Origin of the sequence: Lentzea pudingi, from assembly GCF_014646255.1 — a bacterium.
Lineage (GTDB): Bacteria > Actinomycetota > Actinomycetes > Mycobacteriales > Pseudonocardiaceae > Lentzea > Lentzea pudingi.
Map to the genome: position 1 here is coordinate 60,692 of NZ_BMNC01000004.1, position 15,070 is coordinate 75,761.

Annotated in this window: 13 protein-coding genes and 1 pseudogene; 10 read left to right on the forward strand and 4 right to left on the reverse strand. The window is 70.8% G+C overall.

Translation table 11 applies throughout. From position 1 onward, the window contains the following. Positions 1 to 60: 60 nt before the first annotated feature. The 5 genes and pseudogenes from IEY88_RS15745 to IEY88_RS15765 all read left to right on the forward strand — a co-directional run. Positions 61 to 1,092, forward strand: coding sequence for a hypothetical protein (locus IEY88_RS15745; protein ID WP_189155515.1), 1,032 nt, complete (start codon positions 61 to 63; stop codon positions 1,090 to 1,092). Continuing rightward, positions 1,089 to 1,445, forward strand: coding sequence for a hypothetical protein (locus IEY88_RS15750; RefSeq protein WP_189155516.1), 357 nt, complete (start codon positions 1,089 to 1,091; stop codon positions 1,443 to 1,445). The genes IEY88_RS15745 and IEY88_RS15750 overlap by 4 nt, the downstream gene beginning before the upstream one ends. Positions 1,446 to 1,544: 99 nt before the next feature. Beyond that, positions 1,545 to 3,356, forward strand: coding sequence for an aspartate--tRNA ligase (gene aspS, locus IEY88_RS15755; RefSeq protein WP_189155517.1), 1,812 nt, complete (start codon positions 1,545 to 1,547; stop codon positions 3,354 to 3,356). A gap of 474 nt (positions 3,357 to 3,830) precedes the next feature. Further along, positions 3,831 to 4,814 carry a hypothetical protein gene (locus tag IEY88_RS15760; RefSeq protein ID WP_308425984.1) on the forward strand — a complete coding sequence of 328 codons (984 nt, stop codon included), beginning with the start codon at positions 3,831 to 3,833 and terminating at the stop codon, positions 4,812 to 4,814. Positions 4,815 to 4,855: 41 nt separating this feature from the next. After that, positions 4,856 to 5,395 (forward strand): annotated as a pseudogene (locus tag IEY88_RS15765) (SGNH/GDSL hydrolase family protein); the annotation flags it as partial. Between the two features lie 201 nt (positions 5,396 to 5,596). Here IEY88_RS15765 and IEY88_RS15770 read toward each other — a convergent pair. The 4 genes from IEY88_RS15770 to IEY88_RS15785 are packed head-to-tail and all read right to left on the reverse strand — an operon-like array spanning position 5,597 to position 11,248. Next, on the reverse strand, positions 5,597 to 7,414 hold the full coding sequence (locus IEY88_RS15770) for a glycosyltransferase family 39 protein (protein ID WP_189155519.1): 1,818 nt from the start codon (positions 7,412 to 7,414) through the stop codon (positions 5,597 to 5,599). Next, a complete protein-coding gene (locus IEY88_RS15775; RefSeq protein WP_189155520.1) occupies positions 7,411 to 9,132 on the reverse strand; it encodes an ArnT family glycosyltransferase in 1,722 nt (573 codons plus the stop codon). The genes IEY88_RS15770 and IEY88_RS15775 overlap by 4 nt, the downstream gene beginning before the upstream one ends. An 18-nt stretch (positions 9,133 to 9,150) precedes the next feature. Beyond that, positions 9,151 to 10,545, reverse strand: a complete 1,395-nt coding sequence (locus IEY88_RS15780; protein WP_189155521.1) for a sensor histidine kinase — start codon at positions 10,543 to 10,545, stop codon at positions 9,151 to 9,153. Further along, a complete protein-coding gene (locus IEY88_RS15785; RefSeq protein ID WP_308425985.1) occupies positions 10,523 to 11,248 on the reverse strand; it encodes a response regulator transcription factor in 726 nt (241 codons plus the stop codon). Before IEY88_RS15785 ends, IEY88_RS15780 begins: the two co-directional genes overlap by 23 nt. Before the next feature lie 109 nt (positions 11,249 to 11,357). Between IEY88_RS15785 and IEY88_RS15790 the strand changes: the two genes are divergently transcribed. The 5 genes from IEY88_RS15790 (at position 11,358) to mug (ending at position 14,957) form a co-directional block, all read left to right on the forward strand. After that, positions 11,358 to 11,855 (forward strand): hypothetical protein, encoded by a 498-nt coding sequence (locus tag IEY88_RS15790; protein WP_189155522.1) that lies wholly within the window; start codon positions 11,358 to 11,360, stop codon positions 11,853 to 11,855. A gap of 86 nt (positions 11,856 to 11,941) precedes the next feature. Continuing rightward, positions 11,942 to 13,591, forward strand: a complete 1,650-nt coding sequence (locus tag IEY88_RS15795) for a bifunctional metallophosphatase/5'-nucleotidase (protein WP_189155523.1) — start codon at positions 11,942 to 11,944, stop codon at positions 13,589 to 13,591. A 74-nt stretch (positions 13,592 to 13,665) separates the two neighbouring features. After that, positions 13,666 to 14,124 (forward strand): hypothetical protein, encoded by a 459-nt coding sequence (locus IEY88_RS15800; RefSeq protein WP_189155524.1) that lies wholly within the window; start codon positions 13,666 to 13,668, stop codon positions 14,122 to 14,124. Between the two features lie 10 nt (positions 14,125 to 14,134). Continuing rightward, entirely contained in the window at positions 14,135 to 14,452 is a 318-nt protein-coding gene (locus tag IEY88_RS15805; RefSeq protein WP_189155525.1) for a sunset domain-containing protein, read from the forward strand. Positions 14,453 to 14,462: 10 nt separating this feature from the next. Then, complete coding sequence (gene mug / locus IEY88_RS15810; protein WP_229693423.1) at positions 14,463 to 14,957, forward strand: G/U mismatch-specific DNA glycosylase; 495 nt, start codon at positions 14,463 to 14,465, stop codon at positions 14,955 to 14,957. Positions 14,958 to 15,070: the final 113 nt, after the last annotated feature.

A 15,070-nucleotide genomic window follows, 5' to 3' on the forward strand; every position in this document is an offset into this window, starting at 1 on the left:
TAGCCCTGTGTGAGAAGGCCGCGACCTCCCCGGTCGCGGCCTTTTCCTATTGTTGGGTCCATGGTGGAGGCTCTGAGGAAGATCGACTGGTACCGGTTGCGCGGTCACAACGGGTACGCCGACGAGCTTCCCCGGTTGCTGAAGCAGGCCAGGACGTCCGTCGAGCCGCACGAGGAGCTGGTGGGCGTCCTCACCGGCGAGGAGTCGGAGGTCAGCGAGGCGACCGCGGCGGCGTGGCCGTTCCTGCTGGAGCTGGTCGCCCACGACAACACCCCCAGCCGGGAGTGGCTGCTCGAGAACCTCTGCGGGGCGATCGCGGTCGCCGGGGGCAGCGGTGCGGACGGTGTCCACCCGAGCTGGCCGCCCGCGTTCGAGGCCTCGAAACCCGCCCTGCTCGCCCTGCTCGACCACAGCTCCGCGGGGGTGCGGCGGGGCGTGCTGTTCGTGCTCGGGAAGGGGCGTGGGGACAGTGCGCTCGTGCTGCCCGCCCTGACGCGGCGGTGGGACGAGGAGACGGATCCGGCCACGCGGTTGTGCCTCGTGCTCGTCGTCACGGAGTTCGCCGGGCGGGGCGACGAGGCCGCGGTCTCGTGGTTGCGGGAGCTGGACGTGCCGGACGGCGAACCCCTGGCGCGGCTGCTCGTGTCCGCGGCGACCCGGCCGGACGCCGACGTCATCCTGCGCGGGCTGACCGGGGACCTGGAGCTGTTCCTCGCCACCGGGTCGTTCGAGATGGGCTACGACGAGGTGCTGGAGCACGTGCTCTGGCTGGTGGGGCCCAAGGACTTCGAGGGCATGGACCTCGTGCTGGCGCTGGTGGACGTGCTGCCCTGGCGGACCGAGGCACTCGACTACCTGCGCAGGCTCTTCGAACGGGACACGACGGACGTGGGTCTGGTCGTGCCGTTCGTGCCGGTGTGGGCGGCCGATCCGGACGTGCGGCTGCGGGCGTTCGCGGTGTGGCTGGTCGGTGTCGCGCGGGCCAGGGAGTACACGGACCTCGTCGCCGCGGCGGTGCACGACCACGCCGTGACCTCGCTGGGGCAACGGGTCTCGGCGCTGGCCGAGTCGGTGCTGCTGGAGTTGCGATGATCCTGGACGGACTGGACGACGTCGCGTGGCAGCTGGTCGACCACGCGTACGGGCCCGCGCTGGACACCCCGGGTCACCTCAGGGCGTTGCTGTCCGAGGACCCCGAGGTGGTCGCGCGGGCCATCAGGGACCTCGACGAGACGATCTACGAGGAGGGTGGCTTCGTGTGCCCCGCGGCCACGGCCGTGCTGCCGTTCGTCGTCGAGGTGCTGCCGGTGCTGCGGGCGGACCACCGCGCCGCGCTGGTGGACCTGGTGGGGCGGATCGCGTTCTACGGCGACGCCGAGCAGGTCGACCGCGGCTGGCACGCGGCCTGGGAGCGGGCGAAACCCGTGCTGGAGCGCTACCTCTGAAGATCGGCTCCGCCCACGAAAAGCCCTGCGTGAAAATCTGTCGGTGGCTCCGGCTAGCCTTGACGGCAAAGCTGACTTCGTCTACAAGGAGCCACCACCGTGTTGCGCACGCACGAGGCCGGATCACTCCGGGCCGAGCACGCCGGGCAGTCCGTCACCCTCACCGGGTGGGTCGCTCGCCGGCGGGATCACGGCGGTGTCATCTTCATCGACCTCCGCGACGCCTCGGGCGTCGCCCAGGTCGTGTTCCGCGAGGGCGAGATGGCCGAGCGCGCGCACCGGTTGCGCAGCGAGTACGTCATCAAGGTCACCGGCGACGTGAGCGCGCGTCCCGAGGGCAGCGAGAACCCCGACCTGGCCACCGGTGCCATCGAGGTCTACGTCAGCGAGCTCGAGGTCCTCAACGAGGCCGCGCCGCTGCCGTTCCAGGTCGAGAGCGACGTGGAGCCGGGCGAGGAGGCCCGCCTCAAGCACCGCTACCTCGACCTGCGCCGCAGCGGTCCGGCTCAGGCGATCCGGTTGCGCAGCGAGGTCAGCCGCATCGCCCGCGAGGTGTTGCACGGCGAGAAGTTCGTCGAGATCGAGACGCCCACGCTGACCCGGTCCACCCCCGAGGGCGCGCGTGACTTCCTGGTGCCGGCGCGGTTGCGCCCCGGCTCCTGGTACGCGCTGCCGCAGTCGCCGCAGCTGTTCAAGCAGCTGCTCATGGTCGGCGGCATGGAGCGGTACTACCAGATCGCGCGCTGCTACCGCGACGAGGACTTCCGCGCCGACCGCCAGCCGGAGTTCACCCAGCTCGACATCGAGATGAGCTTCGTCGAGCAGGACGACGTGATCGGCCTGACCGAGAAGCTGCTCGCCGCGATCTGGAAGGAGACCAAGGGCGTCGACATCCCCGTGCCGTTCCGCCGGATCTCCTACGCCGACGCGATGGCGAAGTACGGCTCGGACAAGCCCGACCTGCGCTTCGAGCTCGAGCTCACCGACCTCACCGAGTACTTCAAGGACACGACGTTCCGCGTGTTCCAGGCGCCGTACGTCGGTGCCGTCGTGATGCCGGGTGGTGCCTCGCAGCCGCGCCGCACGCTCGACGCGTGGCAGGAGTTCGCCAAGCAGCGCGGCCACAAGGGCCTCGCGTACGTGCTGGTCCAGGAGGACGGCACGCTGGGCGGCCCGGTCGCGAAGAACCTCACCGACACCGAGCGCGAGGGTCTCGCGAAGGCCGTCGGCGCCAACGCGGGCGACTGCATCTTCTTCGGCGCGGGCGACCCGCGTGACGCGCGTGCCCTGCTGGGCGCCGCCCGCGTCGAGATCGCGCACCGCGTCGGTCTGATCGACGAGAACGCCTGGGCGTTCGGCTGGGTCGTCGACTTCCCGATGTTCGAGTCGGTCGACAAGCTCGAGGCCGGTGACGTCGCGGTCGGCGGCAGCAACTGGACGGCGCTGCACCACGCGTTCACCTCGCCGACCCCGGAGTGGATCGACAACTTCGAGTCCGACCCGGGCAACGCGCTGGCCTACGCCTACGACGTGATCCTCAACGGCAACGAGCTCGGCGGTGGCTCCATCCGTATCCACCGCGCCGACGTGCAGCAGCGCGCGTTCAACGTCATGGGCATCGGTGCCGAGGAGGCGCAGGAGAAGTTCGGCTTCCTGCTCGACGCGTTCAAGTTCGGCGCCCCGCCCCACGGCGGCATCGCACTGGGCTGGGACCGCCTCTGCATGCTGCTCGCGGGCGCCGACTCGATCCGCGAGGTCATCGCGTTCCCGAAGTCGGGCGGCGGCTACGACCCGCTGACGGCGGCTCCGGCCCCCATCACGGCGCTGCAGCGCAAGGAGGCCGGTGTGGACGCGAAGCCCCAGGAGAAGGCCGCGGACAAGGCGGCCGAGAAGGCCGAGCAGAAGGCCTGACGATCTTTCTCGCGCGTGGAGGCAACCGATCGGCTGCCTCCACGCGTCCCAGAACATGAGACCGGTTCGCCCGATCGAGCAGCTACTTGATCGGTATTGAGGTGCGCGTGCCGATCGATCGGCTTGATCGGCACGTAGTGGGCAACGGAAGGTGTTTCCACACGTCCACACCTCGGAGGGGTGTCCGGGAACCGTTCGAGCCGTTATCAACGAGTGGTGGTAGTCGCAGCCTGGCCCGATTAGCGTCGGTCCGGCTCACGGACTTGGGGAGTAGGGTCGGAGGGGATGAGCGTGGAGATCACCGCGGGCCCTCCCGACACGACTTCACCTGAGATCGCAGACGCTGTCGGGGCGGCTGAGCGGGTACTGACCAAGCGACTGGGCGCACAGGTGCGCCTCGCGGACCCCGAGGCTCTCGGGGGTACCGGTCGTTCCGTCGTCATTCGCGTGAGAGTGGCGTCCTCGCCTTTCTCGATGCCCCGCACACTGGTCGTAAAGCGCTATCCCGCCGGGACCGGCGACCGCGACCCGTGGGCGCACGAGGCCGTGAGCCACCAGCTGCTGACGGCGCTGCCCGCCGAGGAGCGCGCCACCCCCGAACTCTTCGCCCACGACGCGGCGTCACGCCTGGTCGTGCTGGAGGACCTGGGCCGGGCGCCGAGGTTGTCCGAGAAGCTGCACGCCAAGGACGCGCGGGCGGCCGAACGAGGGCTGCTCTCGTGGGCCCACGCCATGGGCCGCCTGCACGCCACGACGGCGGGCCGCGACGCCGACTTCGACGCGTTGATGCGCCGGGCCGGTGCGCAGTGCTGCCAGGACCCGATCGCGGTCGACGTGCACGCGGCGATCGCCGGCTTGCCCGCGCTGCTCGAGTCCACCCTGGGCGTCGCCACGTCCACGCAGGCCGTCGAGTTCGCCGCTGGTGCCGCGAAGGCGTTCAGCACCTCGCGGCGGCGCGCGTTCAGCCCGTCGACGTCGTGCCCGGACAACCACCTGGTCACCTCGCGCGGGGTGCGGTTCGTCGACTTCGAGGGCGGCTGCGTCCGCGACATCGTGTTCGACGCCGCCGCGCTGCGCGTGCCGTTCCCGTCCTGCTGGTGCGGGTGGGGCCTGCCGCCGGGGATGTCCGAGGCCATGGTCGCCGCCTGGCGGGCGGAGGTCGGGTCGGTGTGGCCCGAGATGGACGACGACGCGGTGCTCTTACCGCGGCTGCTGGAGGCCCAGCTGCTGTGGGTGTGGCTCGCGACGTGGCGGGCCCTGTCCAAGCCGATGCCGACAGCGGACAACGCACCACCGCGCAGCGTCGTGCTCACCGGCCGGTGGGTCCGGTTGCGGTCCGACGCGCTGATCCTCGGTGAGAAGACGGTGGCCTCGCACGCCGACGCGGTGATCGGGGCACTGGCCGACCGCTACGGCTCCGAGGTGCTCGAACTCCCGCTTTACCCAGCATTTCGCTGAACCGTTCCCACACGGTCACGCCCGCATCACCGGGCCCGCTGATGCTGATCCGCGTGCTGGTGCTACTCGGTGACTCGACCGCGGTCGGGATCGGCGACCTCGTTCCCGGCGGATGGCGCGGCTTCGGCCCGATCCTCTCGTCCGCCTACTCGGACAACGGCTATCGCAACCACGCCGTCTCCGGCGCGCGGCTGGCCGACGTGCGGCGGGTTCAGCTGCCGCAGGCGTTGCGGGACAGGCCCAGTGCCGCCGTCGTCATCGCCGGCGTGAACGACACCCTCCGGTCCGACTTCTCCGTGCGGCAGATGCACGAGGACCTCGACCACGTCTGCCGCGAGCTCACCGCGGCCGGCGCCTCGGTCGTCACCGTGCGGTTCCACGACCAGGGGCGCGTGTTCAAGCTGCCCGGCAAACTGCGGCGGGTGCTGAGGAACCGCATCGACGAGTACAACCGCGTGGTCGACGTGGTGGTGGCACGGCACGGCGTGCGGTGCGTGGACCTGCACACGATGCCCGGTGCCTACGAGCTGGAGACGTGGGCGGTGGACCGGCTGCACCCGTCCGAGCGCGGTCACCGCATGCTGGCGCGGGCGTTCGCGGCCGAGCTGCGCGCGACCGGGCTCCGGTTCGGCGACGTCAGCCTGGAGTGCTCGGGCGGACGCGAGCTGACGGTGTGGCACCACGCGGCGTGGCTGGTGCTCAAGGGGATCCCGTGGTTGTGGCGGCGCGGAGCCGACCTGCTGCCGTTGCTGTGGCACGACGAGCAGGCCGGCTCCGGGACGTCACTTCGCGGCGGTCAGGTCGTAGAGCGTCTGGCCGCCCGCGGTGACGGTCTGGAAGTGCGCCGCGACCCACTCGCCGATGTCGCTGCCGCCGCCACCGGGGCCGCCGCGGCCGCCTTCGACGTAGTAGCGCACCTCGCCCTGGGCGACGAGCGCCTGGAACTCCTCGAGCGTGGGCGCGGGATCGCTGCCGTTCCAGCCGCCGATCGCGATCACCGACCGGCCGGACGCCAGCTGCAGTGATGCCGCGCTCTGGGCGCCGACCGTCGCGGCGGCCCACTTCGTGCCGGTGGCCTTGAGCAGCTGCACGACCTCTGTGGACGACGAGCCCTCGCGCATGCCCATGCCGCCGCCCTGCTGGGAACGCGGGCCGGACAACGGGATCGAGCCGCTGTGCGTGGTGGCCGCGGTCGCCAGCGCGTAACCGGAGGTGCCGAGCAGCGCCGCCACCACCAGGACACCGGCCAGCCGGCGCCGGTCCAGGCCGAACACCAGCGCGAGGACGGCTGTTGCCGTGACGGCCAGCAGGACCCAGCGCAGCCACGGCGTCCAGTCCGGGGTGCGGTCGAGCAGGATGAAGCCCCACACGCCGGTCACCGCGACCATCGCGGTCAGGGAGGTCCGGACCGGGAAGTGCGCGCGGCCACGCCACAGTTCGCTGCCGGTGATGCCCACGACAGCGGCGATCGCGGGTGCCAGGGCGACGGTGTAGTAGGGGTGGGTGATGCCGCTCATGAAGCTGAACACCGCGCCGCTCACGAGCACCCAGCCGCCCCAGACCACCAGCGCCGCACGGGTGCGGTCGGTGCGGGGAGCGCGGCGCAGGAACCACAGTCCGGCGGCCAGGCCGATCAGCGCGGCGGGCAGCAGCCAGGAGATCTCCGGGCCCATGCTGGCGCCGAACAGCCGGCCGATTCCCGTTTCCCCGCCGAATCCGATGTTGCCGTTGCCGCCCATTCCGCCACCGCCGGGACCGCCGGAACTGCCGAAGATGCGGCCGAGCCCGTTGTAGCCGATGGCGAGTTCCCACAGCGAGTCGTTGGTGGAGCCGCCGATGTACGGGCGGCTGTCCTCGGGCCACAACGCGACCAGCGCGATGAACCAGCCCGCCGAGACCGCCACCGCGGCCCCGGCGCCGAGCAGGTGCAGCACGCGCTTGAGAAGTGACGCCGGCGCGGCGACCAGGTAGGCGAGCGCGAGTGCGGGCAGCACCAGGAACGCCTGCAGCATCTTGGTGAGGAACGCGAAGCCGATGGCCGAGCCCGCGAGTGCCAGCCACAACGGGCTCGCGTTCTCCAGCGCCCGCACCGTGCAGTACGCGGCCGCGACCATCAGCAGCACCAGCAGCGCGTCCGGCAGGTTGAACCGGAACATCAGCGTGGCGACCGGGGTGAGGGCGAAGGCCGCGCCGGCGAACAGGGCCGCCGCCGGACCGGACGTGCGCTTGACCGTCGCGTACAGCAGTCCCACCGCCGCGACGCCTTCCAGCGCCTGCGGGGCGAGCACGGTCCAGCTGGAGAACCCGAACAGCTTCGCGAACAGCCCGCTCACCCACAGGAACGCGGGCGGCTTGTCGACCGTGATCGTGTTGCCGGGGTCGAGCGAGCCGAACAGCAACGCCTTCCAGCTCTGCGACGCGGCCTGCGTCGCCGCCGCGTAGAACTCGTTGCCGTAGCCGGACGCCGTGAGGTTCCACAGGTACAGCACTGCGGTCGCCGCGAGCAGGCCGAGGAAAGCGAGGCGGTGCAACGACTTCGGGTTCCGGAGTGGCTTCGGTCGCGGTGCCGCGACGGGCGCGGGGGCGAGCGTGGCGGTCATGACCCGTCCAGTTCGTAGAGGGTGGTACCGGCGACGGTGGTCGCGGTGAAGTTCTCGGCGACCCACGCGCCGATGTCGTGGGCGGCGTCGCTGCCGGTCTCGCCCTGCATCATGCGACCGGCGGCGACGTAGTAGTGGATCTGTCCACTTCGGACCATCTCCTGGAACTCCTCCAGTGTCGGCGCGGGATCGGTGCCGTTGAAGCCGCCGAGTGCCATGACCGGCTGCCCGCTCGCGAGCTGGAGCCCGGCCGCGTTGTTGGAGCCGATCGTGGCGGCGGCCCACCTGTAGCTGGTCGCGTTGTCCTGCAACAGGGTCACGACCTCGGCGTCCGGGGTGGTGGCGTCGAGCAGTCCGCCGCCCATGCCGCCCATCCGGCCGTTGGACGGACCCGCGACCGGCAGCGCGCCGGTGTGCGGGGTGGTGACGGTGGCGAAGGAGTACGTGGTGGGGCCGAGCAGCGCGGCGATCAGTGCGACCGGGATGGCCCAGCGCAGCGACAGCACCAGGCCGACCGCGGCGATCAGTCCCGTCATGAGCACGAGGAGGGCGACGGGCGTCGAGAACTCGTTGATCAGCACGTAGCACTGCAGTGCGGACAGTGCGACGGAGCCTGAAAGCACCGCTGCCGCAACGGGTTCCGCGCGCCTCTCCCAGAGTTCGGTGGCCGCGATGCCGACGACGGCGGCGATCGCGGGAGCCAGGGCCACGGTGTAGTAGGAGTGGATGATGCCGTTCATGAAGCTGAACACCCCGGCGGTGACGGCGAGCCAGCCGCCCCACAGGGCGAGTGCGGTGCGGACGCGGCCCTTCGTCAGCCACAGCCCGGCGACCAGCAGGACCACCGCGGCCGGCAGCAGCCACGCGATCTGACTGCCCATCTCCGCGCTCAGCAGGCGGCTCCAGCCCGCCGAGCCCCACCCGCGGCCGCCGCCGACGCTGCCGACCTCGTCGCCGGTGAGGCGGCCGAGACCGTTGTAGCCCAACGCCAGTTCCAGCACGCTGTTCGTCTGCGAGCCGCCGATGTAGGGCCGGTCAGGGGTGAGCTCGACGGCGGCGATCCACCAGCCGCCCGCGACGATCATGGCGCCCAGCGCGCCGGTGAGGTGCAGGAGTTTCCTGGGCACGGTGGCCGGTGCGGCGAGCAGGTAGACCAGCGCGAACGCGGGCAGCACCAGGAACGCCTGCAGCATCTTGGTGAGGAAGCCGAATCCGACCGCGACCCCGGCGAGCGCGAGCCAGAACGGGCTCGCCTTCTCGACCGAGCGGGTCACGCAGTAGGCGCCCGCGATCAGCAGCAGCACCAGCAGCGCGTCCGGGTTGTTGAAGCGGAACATCAGCACCGCCACCGGCGTCAGCGCGAGCACGGCGCCGGAGATCAGCGCGGCGGCGGGGGAGAACCAGCGGCGGACCGTCGCGTGCAGCAGCCAGACGCTGCCGACGCCCATCAGCGCCTGCGGCGCCAGGATGCTCCACGCGTTGACGCCGAACAGCCGCGCGGACAGGCCCATCACCCACAGCGAGGCGGGCGTCTTGTCCACGGTGATCGCGTTCGACGCGTCCGAGGAGCCGAAGAACCACGCCTTCCAGCTCGTCGCACCGGCCTGCGCGGCGGCGGAGTAGTAGGCGTTGGCCCAGCCCGAGTCCCCCAGCCGCCACAGGTACAGCGCGCCGGTCGCGATCAGCAGGACCGCCAGCGCCAGGCGTTCTCGTCTCATGCGGACGAGACTCGCGGTCTAGCCTGGGTGGGTCGTGTGCCCTTGCTGTGAACGACCTGTGTGCAGTGAGACGGTGAACGTGGTGTGGCCGGGCCTGCTCGCGACGGACACCTCGCCGTCGTGCGCGCCGACCACGGCGGCCACGATCGACAGGCCAAGGCCGGTGCTGCCCGCGGCCCGCGAACGCGAGGAGTCGCCGCGCGCGAACCGTTCGAAGACCTCCAGACCCTCCGGGACGCCGGGGCCGTCGTCGGTGACGCTCAGGTCGACGCGTCCGTTGTGGACGGACAGCCCGGTGGTCACGGTGGTGCCCGGCGGGGTGTGGGCACGCGCGTTGGACAGCAGGTTGCCGATGACCTGGTGGAGTCGCTGTATGTCACCGGGAACCGTCACGGGGTCTTCCGGCAGCGCGAGCTTCCAGCTGTGCTCCGGGCCCGCGATCCGGGCGTCGCCGACCACGTCCAGCACGAGCCTCGACAGGTCCACGTCCTTGCTCTCCAACGGTCTGCCGGCGTCGAGGCGGGCCAGCAGCAGCAGGTCCTCGACCAGCGACGTCATCCGCACGGCCTCGGACTCGACCCGGCCCATCGCGTGGGTGACCTCGGGCGGCAGGTCCGCGCCGGTGCGGCGGGTCAGCTCGGCGTAGCCGCGGATGGCGGCGAGAGGGGTGCGCAGCTCGTGCGAGGCGTCGGCGACGAACTGGCGGACCCTGGTCTCGCTGTCGTGCCTGGCTTTCAGGGCTTGGTCGACGTGGCCGAGCATCCTGTTGAGCGCCAGGCCGACCTTGCCGACCTCCGTTGCCGGATCGGTGTCCTCCTCCGGCACGCGTTCGGCGAGCGCCACCTCGCCCTCGTGCAACGGCAGCCCGGCGACGCGCGTCGCCGTCTCCGCGACCCTGTCCAGCGGCACCAGCGCCCTGCGCACGATCACCCGGCCCGCCAGCGCCACCACCGCGGCACCCGCCGCGATCAGCGCGGCGAGGATCCAGACCATCTGCCACACGATGTCGGTGACGGGCCGCATCGACATGCCCTTGATCTCGCGCTGGATGGTGACGACGCGGAACTCGCCGGCCTCACCCAGGTCGACCGTGTGCGGGGCCGAGGGCGCGGCCGCCAGCACCTTGATCTCGTCGGCGGTGAGCGAGCGCGGCTCCTCCGAGCCCGGCACCTCGATGAAGCCGCGGATGCTGCCGTCGGGGAGGATCCGCGCGTTGATGCCGGGCGGCCCGTAGCGCTGGCCGAGCGGCGGCGGGCGGAACGTCGTGACCTCGTGGTCGAGGTTCTTGACCAGGAACGCGTGCAGCGCGAGCACCGAGACCCCGCCGATCACCAGGCAGAGCGCCGTCAGCAGGACGATCTGGCCCGAGACCAGCTGGGCCCGCAGGGTTCTAGGTCGCAGGCTTGAGGACATATCCGGCGCCTCGCATCGTGTGGATCATCGGGGTGCGCCCGGCGTCGATCTTCTTGCGCAGGTACGAGATGTAGAGCTCGACGATGTTGGCCTGGCCGCCGAAGTCGTAGCTCCACACGCGGTCCAGGATCTGGGCCTTGCTCAGCACGCGCTTCGGGTTGCGCATCAGGTAGCGCAGCAGCTCGAACTCCGTCGCGGTCAGGTCGATCGAGGTGCCGGAGCGTTCGACCTCGCGGGTCTCCTCGTTCAGCGACAGGTCGCCGACGACCAGCCTCGTGCCCGCGTCCGCGTCGGTCACACCGGTGCGCCGCAGCAGTGCGCGCAGCCGCAGCACGACCTCCTCCAGCGAGAACGGTTTGGTGACGTAGTCGTCGCCGCCCGCGGTGAGCCCGGCGATGCGGTCCTCCACCGCGTCCTTCGCCGTCAGGAACAGCACCGGCAGGATCGGCGCCTCGGCCCGCATCCGGCGCAGCACCTCGAAACCGTCGAAGTCGGGCAGCATCACGTCGAGCACCACCACGTCCGGGCGGAACTCCCGCGCGGTCCGCACCGCCGTCGTGCCGTCCAGCGCCGTGCGCACGTCCCACTTCTCCATGCGCAGCGCCATCGACATCAGCTCGGCCAGAGTGGACTCGTCGTCCACGACGAGCACCCGCACCGGCTGCCCGTCCGGCCTGCGGAGTTCGGTCTTCATCGCGCGCATGGCTCCCATCGTGAACGCGGATCCTGTGTACCAGCTGTGAGCGATGCGCACAGCTCAGGCCTACGGCGCACACAGGTCCGGCACAGGCGGGGCCGCCACGGTGGTCGTCATGACCGAACAACAGCCCCCGGAGTGGGGCGCACCTCAGCCCGCCGAGCAAGCGGCACGCCCCTCGTGGACCGCGAGGAAGACGGTGGCCGCCGTGGCCATCGCCGTCGCGATCGCCGGTGCCGGAGGCGTCGCGATCTACGCCGCGAGCGGCACGGGCCAGCAGAACGCCGGTATGGGCCCTGGCGGCATGGGAGGCACGCCTCCGGACGGCCAGGGCGGCATGCGAGCCTTCGGGCTGGGGACCGGCACCACGACCCACGGTGAGTTCCAGACCGGTGAGGTCACCGCGATCAGCGACACGTCCGTCGAGGTGAAGTCCACCGACGGCTACACCAAGACGTACGTGGTCGACGCCGGCACTGTGGCCGAAGGTGTCGAGAAGGGGGACACCGTGACGGTGATCGCCACCACAGAAGACGGCAAGTCCGTCGCGTCGAGCGTCGTCGAACCCGGTCAGCGCGGCCAGCGCGCCGGGCAGGCCCCTCCCACGAGGTGATTTGGGGTCAAGTGTGAGCGGTTATGGTCGGGTGATCAGCCCGACCACAACCGGAGGTGAGCGTGCGCACGTTCACACTGACTGTGATGGGGTCGACGGACCTGCACGGCAACCTGTTCAACTGGGACTACTACCTCAACCGAGAGTTCGACGACTATGCGCACAACGACGTCGGGCTCGCCAAGATCTCGACCTTGGTGAACGACGTGCGTTCGGCCGTGGGGCGGCATCGGACGTTGCTGCTCGACGCCGGTGACACCATCCAGGGCACACCGCTCGCGTACTACTACGCCAAGGTCGAGCCGATCACGCGTGGTGCGCACGTGCACCCGATGGCCGCCGCGATGAACGCGATCGGCTACAACGCCGCCGCCCTGGGGAACCACGAGTTCAACTACGGGCTGGCCGTGCTGCGGACGTTCGAGCGGCAGCTGGACTTCCCGTTGCTGGCGGCGAACGCGCTCGACGTCGGCACCGGGCTGCCCGCGTTCCCGCCGTACGTGGTGAAGACGCTGTGGCGCACGGGCGGGGCGCCGTTGCGGGTCGGCGTCCTCGGGCTGACGAACCCCGGCATCGCCGTGTGGGACCGCGCCCACGTCGACGGCGTGCTGACGTTCCCCGGGCTCGTGGAGCAGGCGCTGCACTGGGTGCCGGAGATCCGGCGCAAGTCCGACCTGGTGATCGTGGTGGCGCACTCCGGGGCCGACCTGTCGTCGTCGCTGGGCGACCAGGTGCCGTTCCCGGAGAACTGCGCCGAACTGCTGGCGGAGACCGTGCCGGGGATCGACGCGATCCTGGTCGGGCACGCGCACGTGGAGATCCCGTCGAGGTTCGTGACGAACAAGGTGACCGGGCGGCCGGTGCTGCTGACCGAGCCGCTGTACTGGGGCAAGCGCCTCTCGGTGATGGAGTTCGACCTGCGCCACGACGAGCACTGGGAACTGGCCGGCGCGCGGTCGTCCGTGCTGTCGTCGGCCTCGGTGCGGGAGGACCCGCGGATCGTGCGGCTGCTGCGGCACGACCACGAGCGGGTCGTGTCGTACGTCAACGCGCGGGTCGGGACGTGCGCGTCCGCGATGTCGGCCGCGCGCTCGCGGTTCGAGGACACGCCCGCGCTGAGGTTCATCAACCACGTGCAGGCGCTGGAGGTCGCGAAGTCCACCTCGCTGCCGGTGCTCTCGCTGTGCGCGCCCTTCAACCGGGCCGCGGCGATCCCGGCCGGCGAGGTGTCCATCCGGGACGTCGCCGGGCTCTACATCTTCGACAACACGCTGGTGGGCGTGCGGATGACCGCCGGGCAGGTGCGCGACCTCCTGGAGGAGTCGGCGCGGTACTTCCGGCAGGTGCCCGCCGGTCCGGTGGCGGCCGCGGACGTGTCGGCCGACGTGCCGGACTACAACTTCGACATCGCCTACGGGCTGACCGCGCCGCTGACCTACGACATCGACATCTCGCGGCCGGTCGGCTCGCGGATCGCGGACCTGCGCTTCGGGGGCGTGGAGGTGCCGGACTCGTTCGAGTTCGCCGTGGCCGTGAACAACTACCGGCAGGCGGGCGGCGGCGACTTCCCGCACATCGCCGCCGCGCCCGTGCTGCACAACCAGCAGCAGGAGATCCGGCAGCTGCTGATCGACTGGGTCAAGGCCGCGGGCGTGCTGGACCCCGCCACGTTCGCCGGCGCGGACTGGCGCCTGGTGGCCGGCGGTGAGCCGGTCGTGGTGTCCACCAACGAGTGAATCTCGGCGGGGTGTCCTGCGGGTTCCGGTCGAGGTGGTGGCACCCGATCGGCCCGATGGGATAGTCCAAGCGCGTGCAGTTGCTGCAACGCGTTGTCGTCGGCGCAATCGTCGTGCCGGCCACGCTCGCCTCCGTGGGGCTGGCGGCGCACCCCGCACCCGCCGTGCCGCCCGGTCAGCTGGTGTTCGCGGTGCGGTCGTCGGAGATCGTGCTGGCGGGCACCGCCGGGTCCGCGCGCGAACGCCAGGAGGTCGTGGACGCCGTGCGCGCGCTGAGCGCCGCCCACCGGATCACCGACCTGATCACCCCCGGCACGGGTGCACGCCTGCCCGTCTCGTCCGCCACGGCGGCGCGGTTGCTCGGTGCGGTGCTCGACCGGGGTGTCACCGACTTCACCGGTGTCGTCCACGGGGGACACCTGACCGCGTCGGCGCGCGTCGCGGACCCGGAGCGCGCGGGCTCGCTCAGCGACGCCCTGCGCACGGCCGCCCCCGGGCTGCGCGTCGACGAGGACTTCACGACTACGGGCTAGGAGCTGTTCGGTGTTCGGGTTCTTCTTCCAGATGTTCCTGCTGTGCGCGGGCGCGTTCCTCGCCGGCGTCCTGCTGACCTGGCTGACGATGCGCGCCCGCGAGTCCTCGGCCGTCGTGGACGCGGCCCCTCTGTCGATCATGGCGGAGCCGGTCGCCGCCGCGCCCGCGATCAAGGCGAACTCGCGCACGATGATGTTCCACACCCCGGAGTCGCCGTACTACAAGCGCATGAAGGGCGACGCGTTCTTCCACTCGCCGGAGGACGCCCGCCGCGCCGGCTACACGATGTGGACGCCACGCCCGCGCGTGCCGGCGACCACCTCGTAGTCTTGGCGGCGTGATTCACGACGTGATCAGGCCTGGGCTGGACGTGCTGTTCTGCGGTATCAACCCCGGCCTCGTGTCGGAGGCCACCGGCCATCACTTCGCCCGGCCGGGAAACCGGTTCTGGCCCGCTCTTCATTTGTCCGGTTTCACGCCGTCCCAGTTCGCGCCCGCGGAGCAGGAGAAGCTGCTCGAACTGGGGCTGGGCATCACGAACGTGGTCGCCCGGCCCAGTGCCCGCGCCGACGAATTAACAATTGACGAGATGCGGCAAGGTGCGATCGACCTCTCGGAAAAGGTCGAGAGGTATTCACCGAAGGTTCTCGCGATACTCGGGGTCACGGTGTACCGTGCCGCCTTCGGGCGCAAGAAAGCGCAGGTAGGGCCACAGCACGACACCGTGGGCGGGGCCAGGTTGTGGATCCTGCCCAATCCGAGCGGGCTGAACGCGCACTGGCAGTTGCCGGCGTTGGCCGAGGAGTTCGGGCGACTCAAAGCCAGCCTGTAGAAACGGAACAAAAGTTCACATTCATGCCCACTGAAAGTGGGCTGGACGTAGTGACCCCTGGTCTGGTTGCCCCCGGATTTGCGTCCGTTCGAGTGCATTCACCCTGAAGTGGA

Coding starts and splice junctions, on each gene's coding strand:
- IEY88_RS15785 (WP_308425985.1), bottom strand. CDS start 11,248: ATGCGCGCGATGAAGACCGAACTCCGCAGGCCGGACGGGCAGCCGGTG.
- IEY88_RS15770 (WP_189155519.1), bottom strand. CDS start 7,414: ATGACCGCCACGCTCGCCCCCGCGCCCGTCGCGGCACCGCGACCGAAG.
- IEY88_RS15750 (WP_189155516.1), top strand. CDS start 1,089: ATGATCCTGGACGGACTGGACGACGTCGCGTGGCAGCTGGTCGACCAC.
- IEY88_RS15775 (WP_189155520.1), bottom strand. CDS start 9,132: ATGAGACGAGAACGCCTGGCGCTGGCGGTCCTGCTGATCGCGACCGGC.
- IEY88_RS15760 (WP_308425984.1), top strand. CDS start 3,831: ATGCCCCGCACACTGGTCGTAAAGCGCTATCCCGCCGGGACCGGCGAC.
- IEY88_RS15795 (WP_189155523.1), top strand. CDS start 11,942: ATGGGGTCGACGGACCTGCACGGCAACCTGTTCAACTGGGACTACTAC.
- IEY88_RS15745 (WP_189155515.1), top strand. CDS start 61: ATGGTGGAGGCTCTGAGGAAGATCGACTGGTACCGGTTGCGCGGTCAC.
- IEY88_RS15780 (WP_189155521.1), bottom strand. CDS start 10,545: ATGTCCTCAAGCCTGCGACCTAGAACCCTGCGGGCCCAGCTGGTCTCG.
- IEY88_RS15790 (WP_189155522.1), top strand. CDS start 11,358: ATGACCGAACAACAGCCCCCGGAGTGGGGCGCACCTCAGCCCGCCGAG.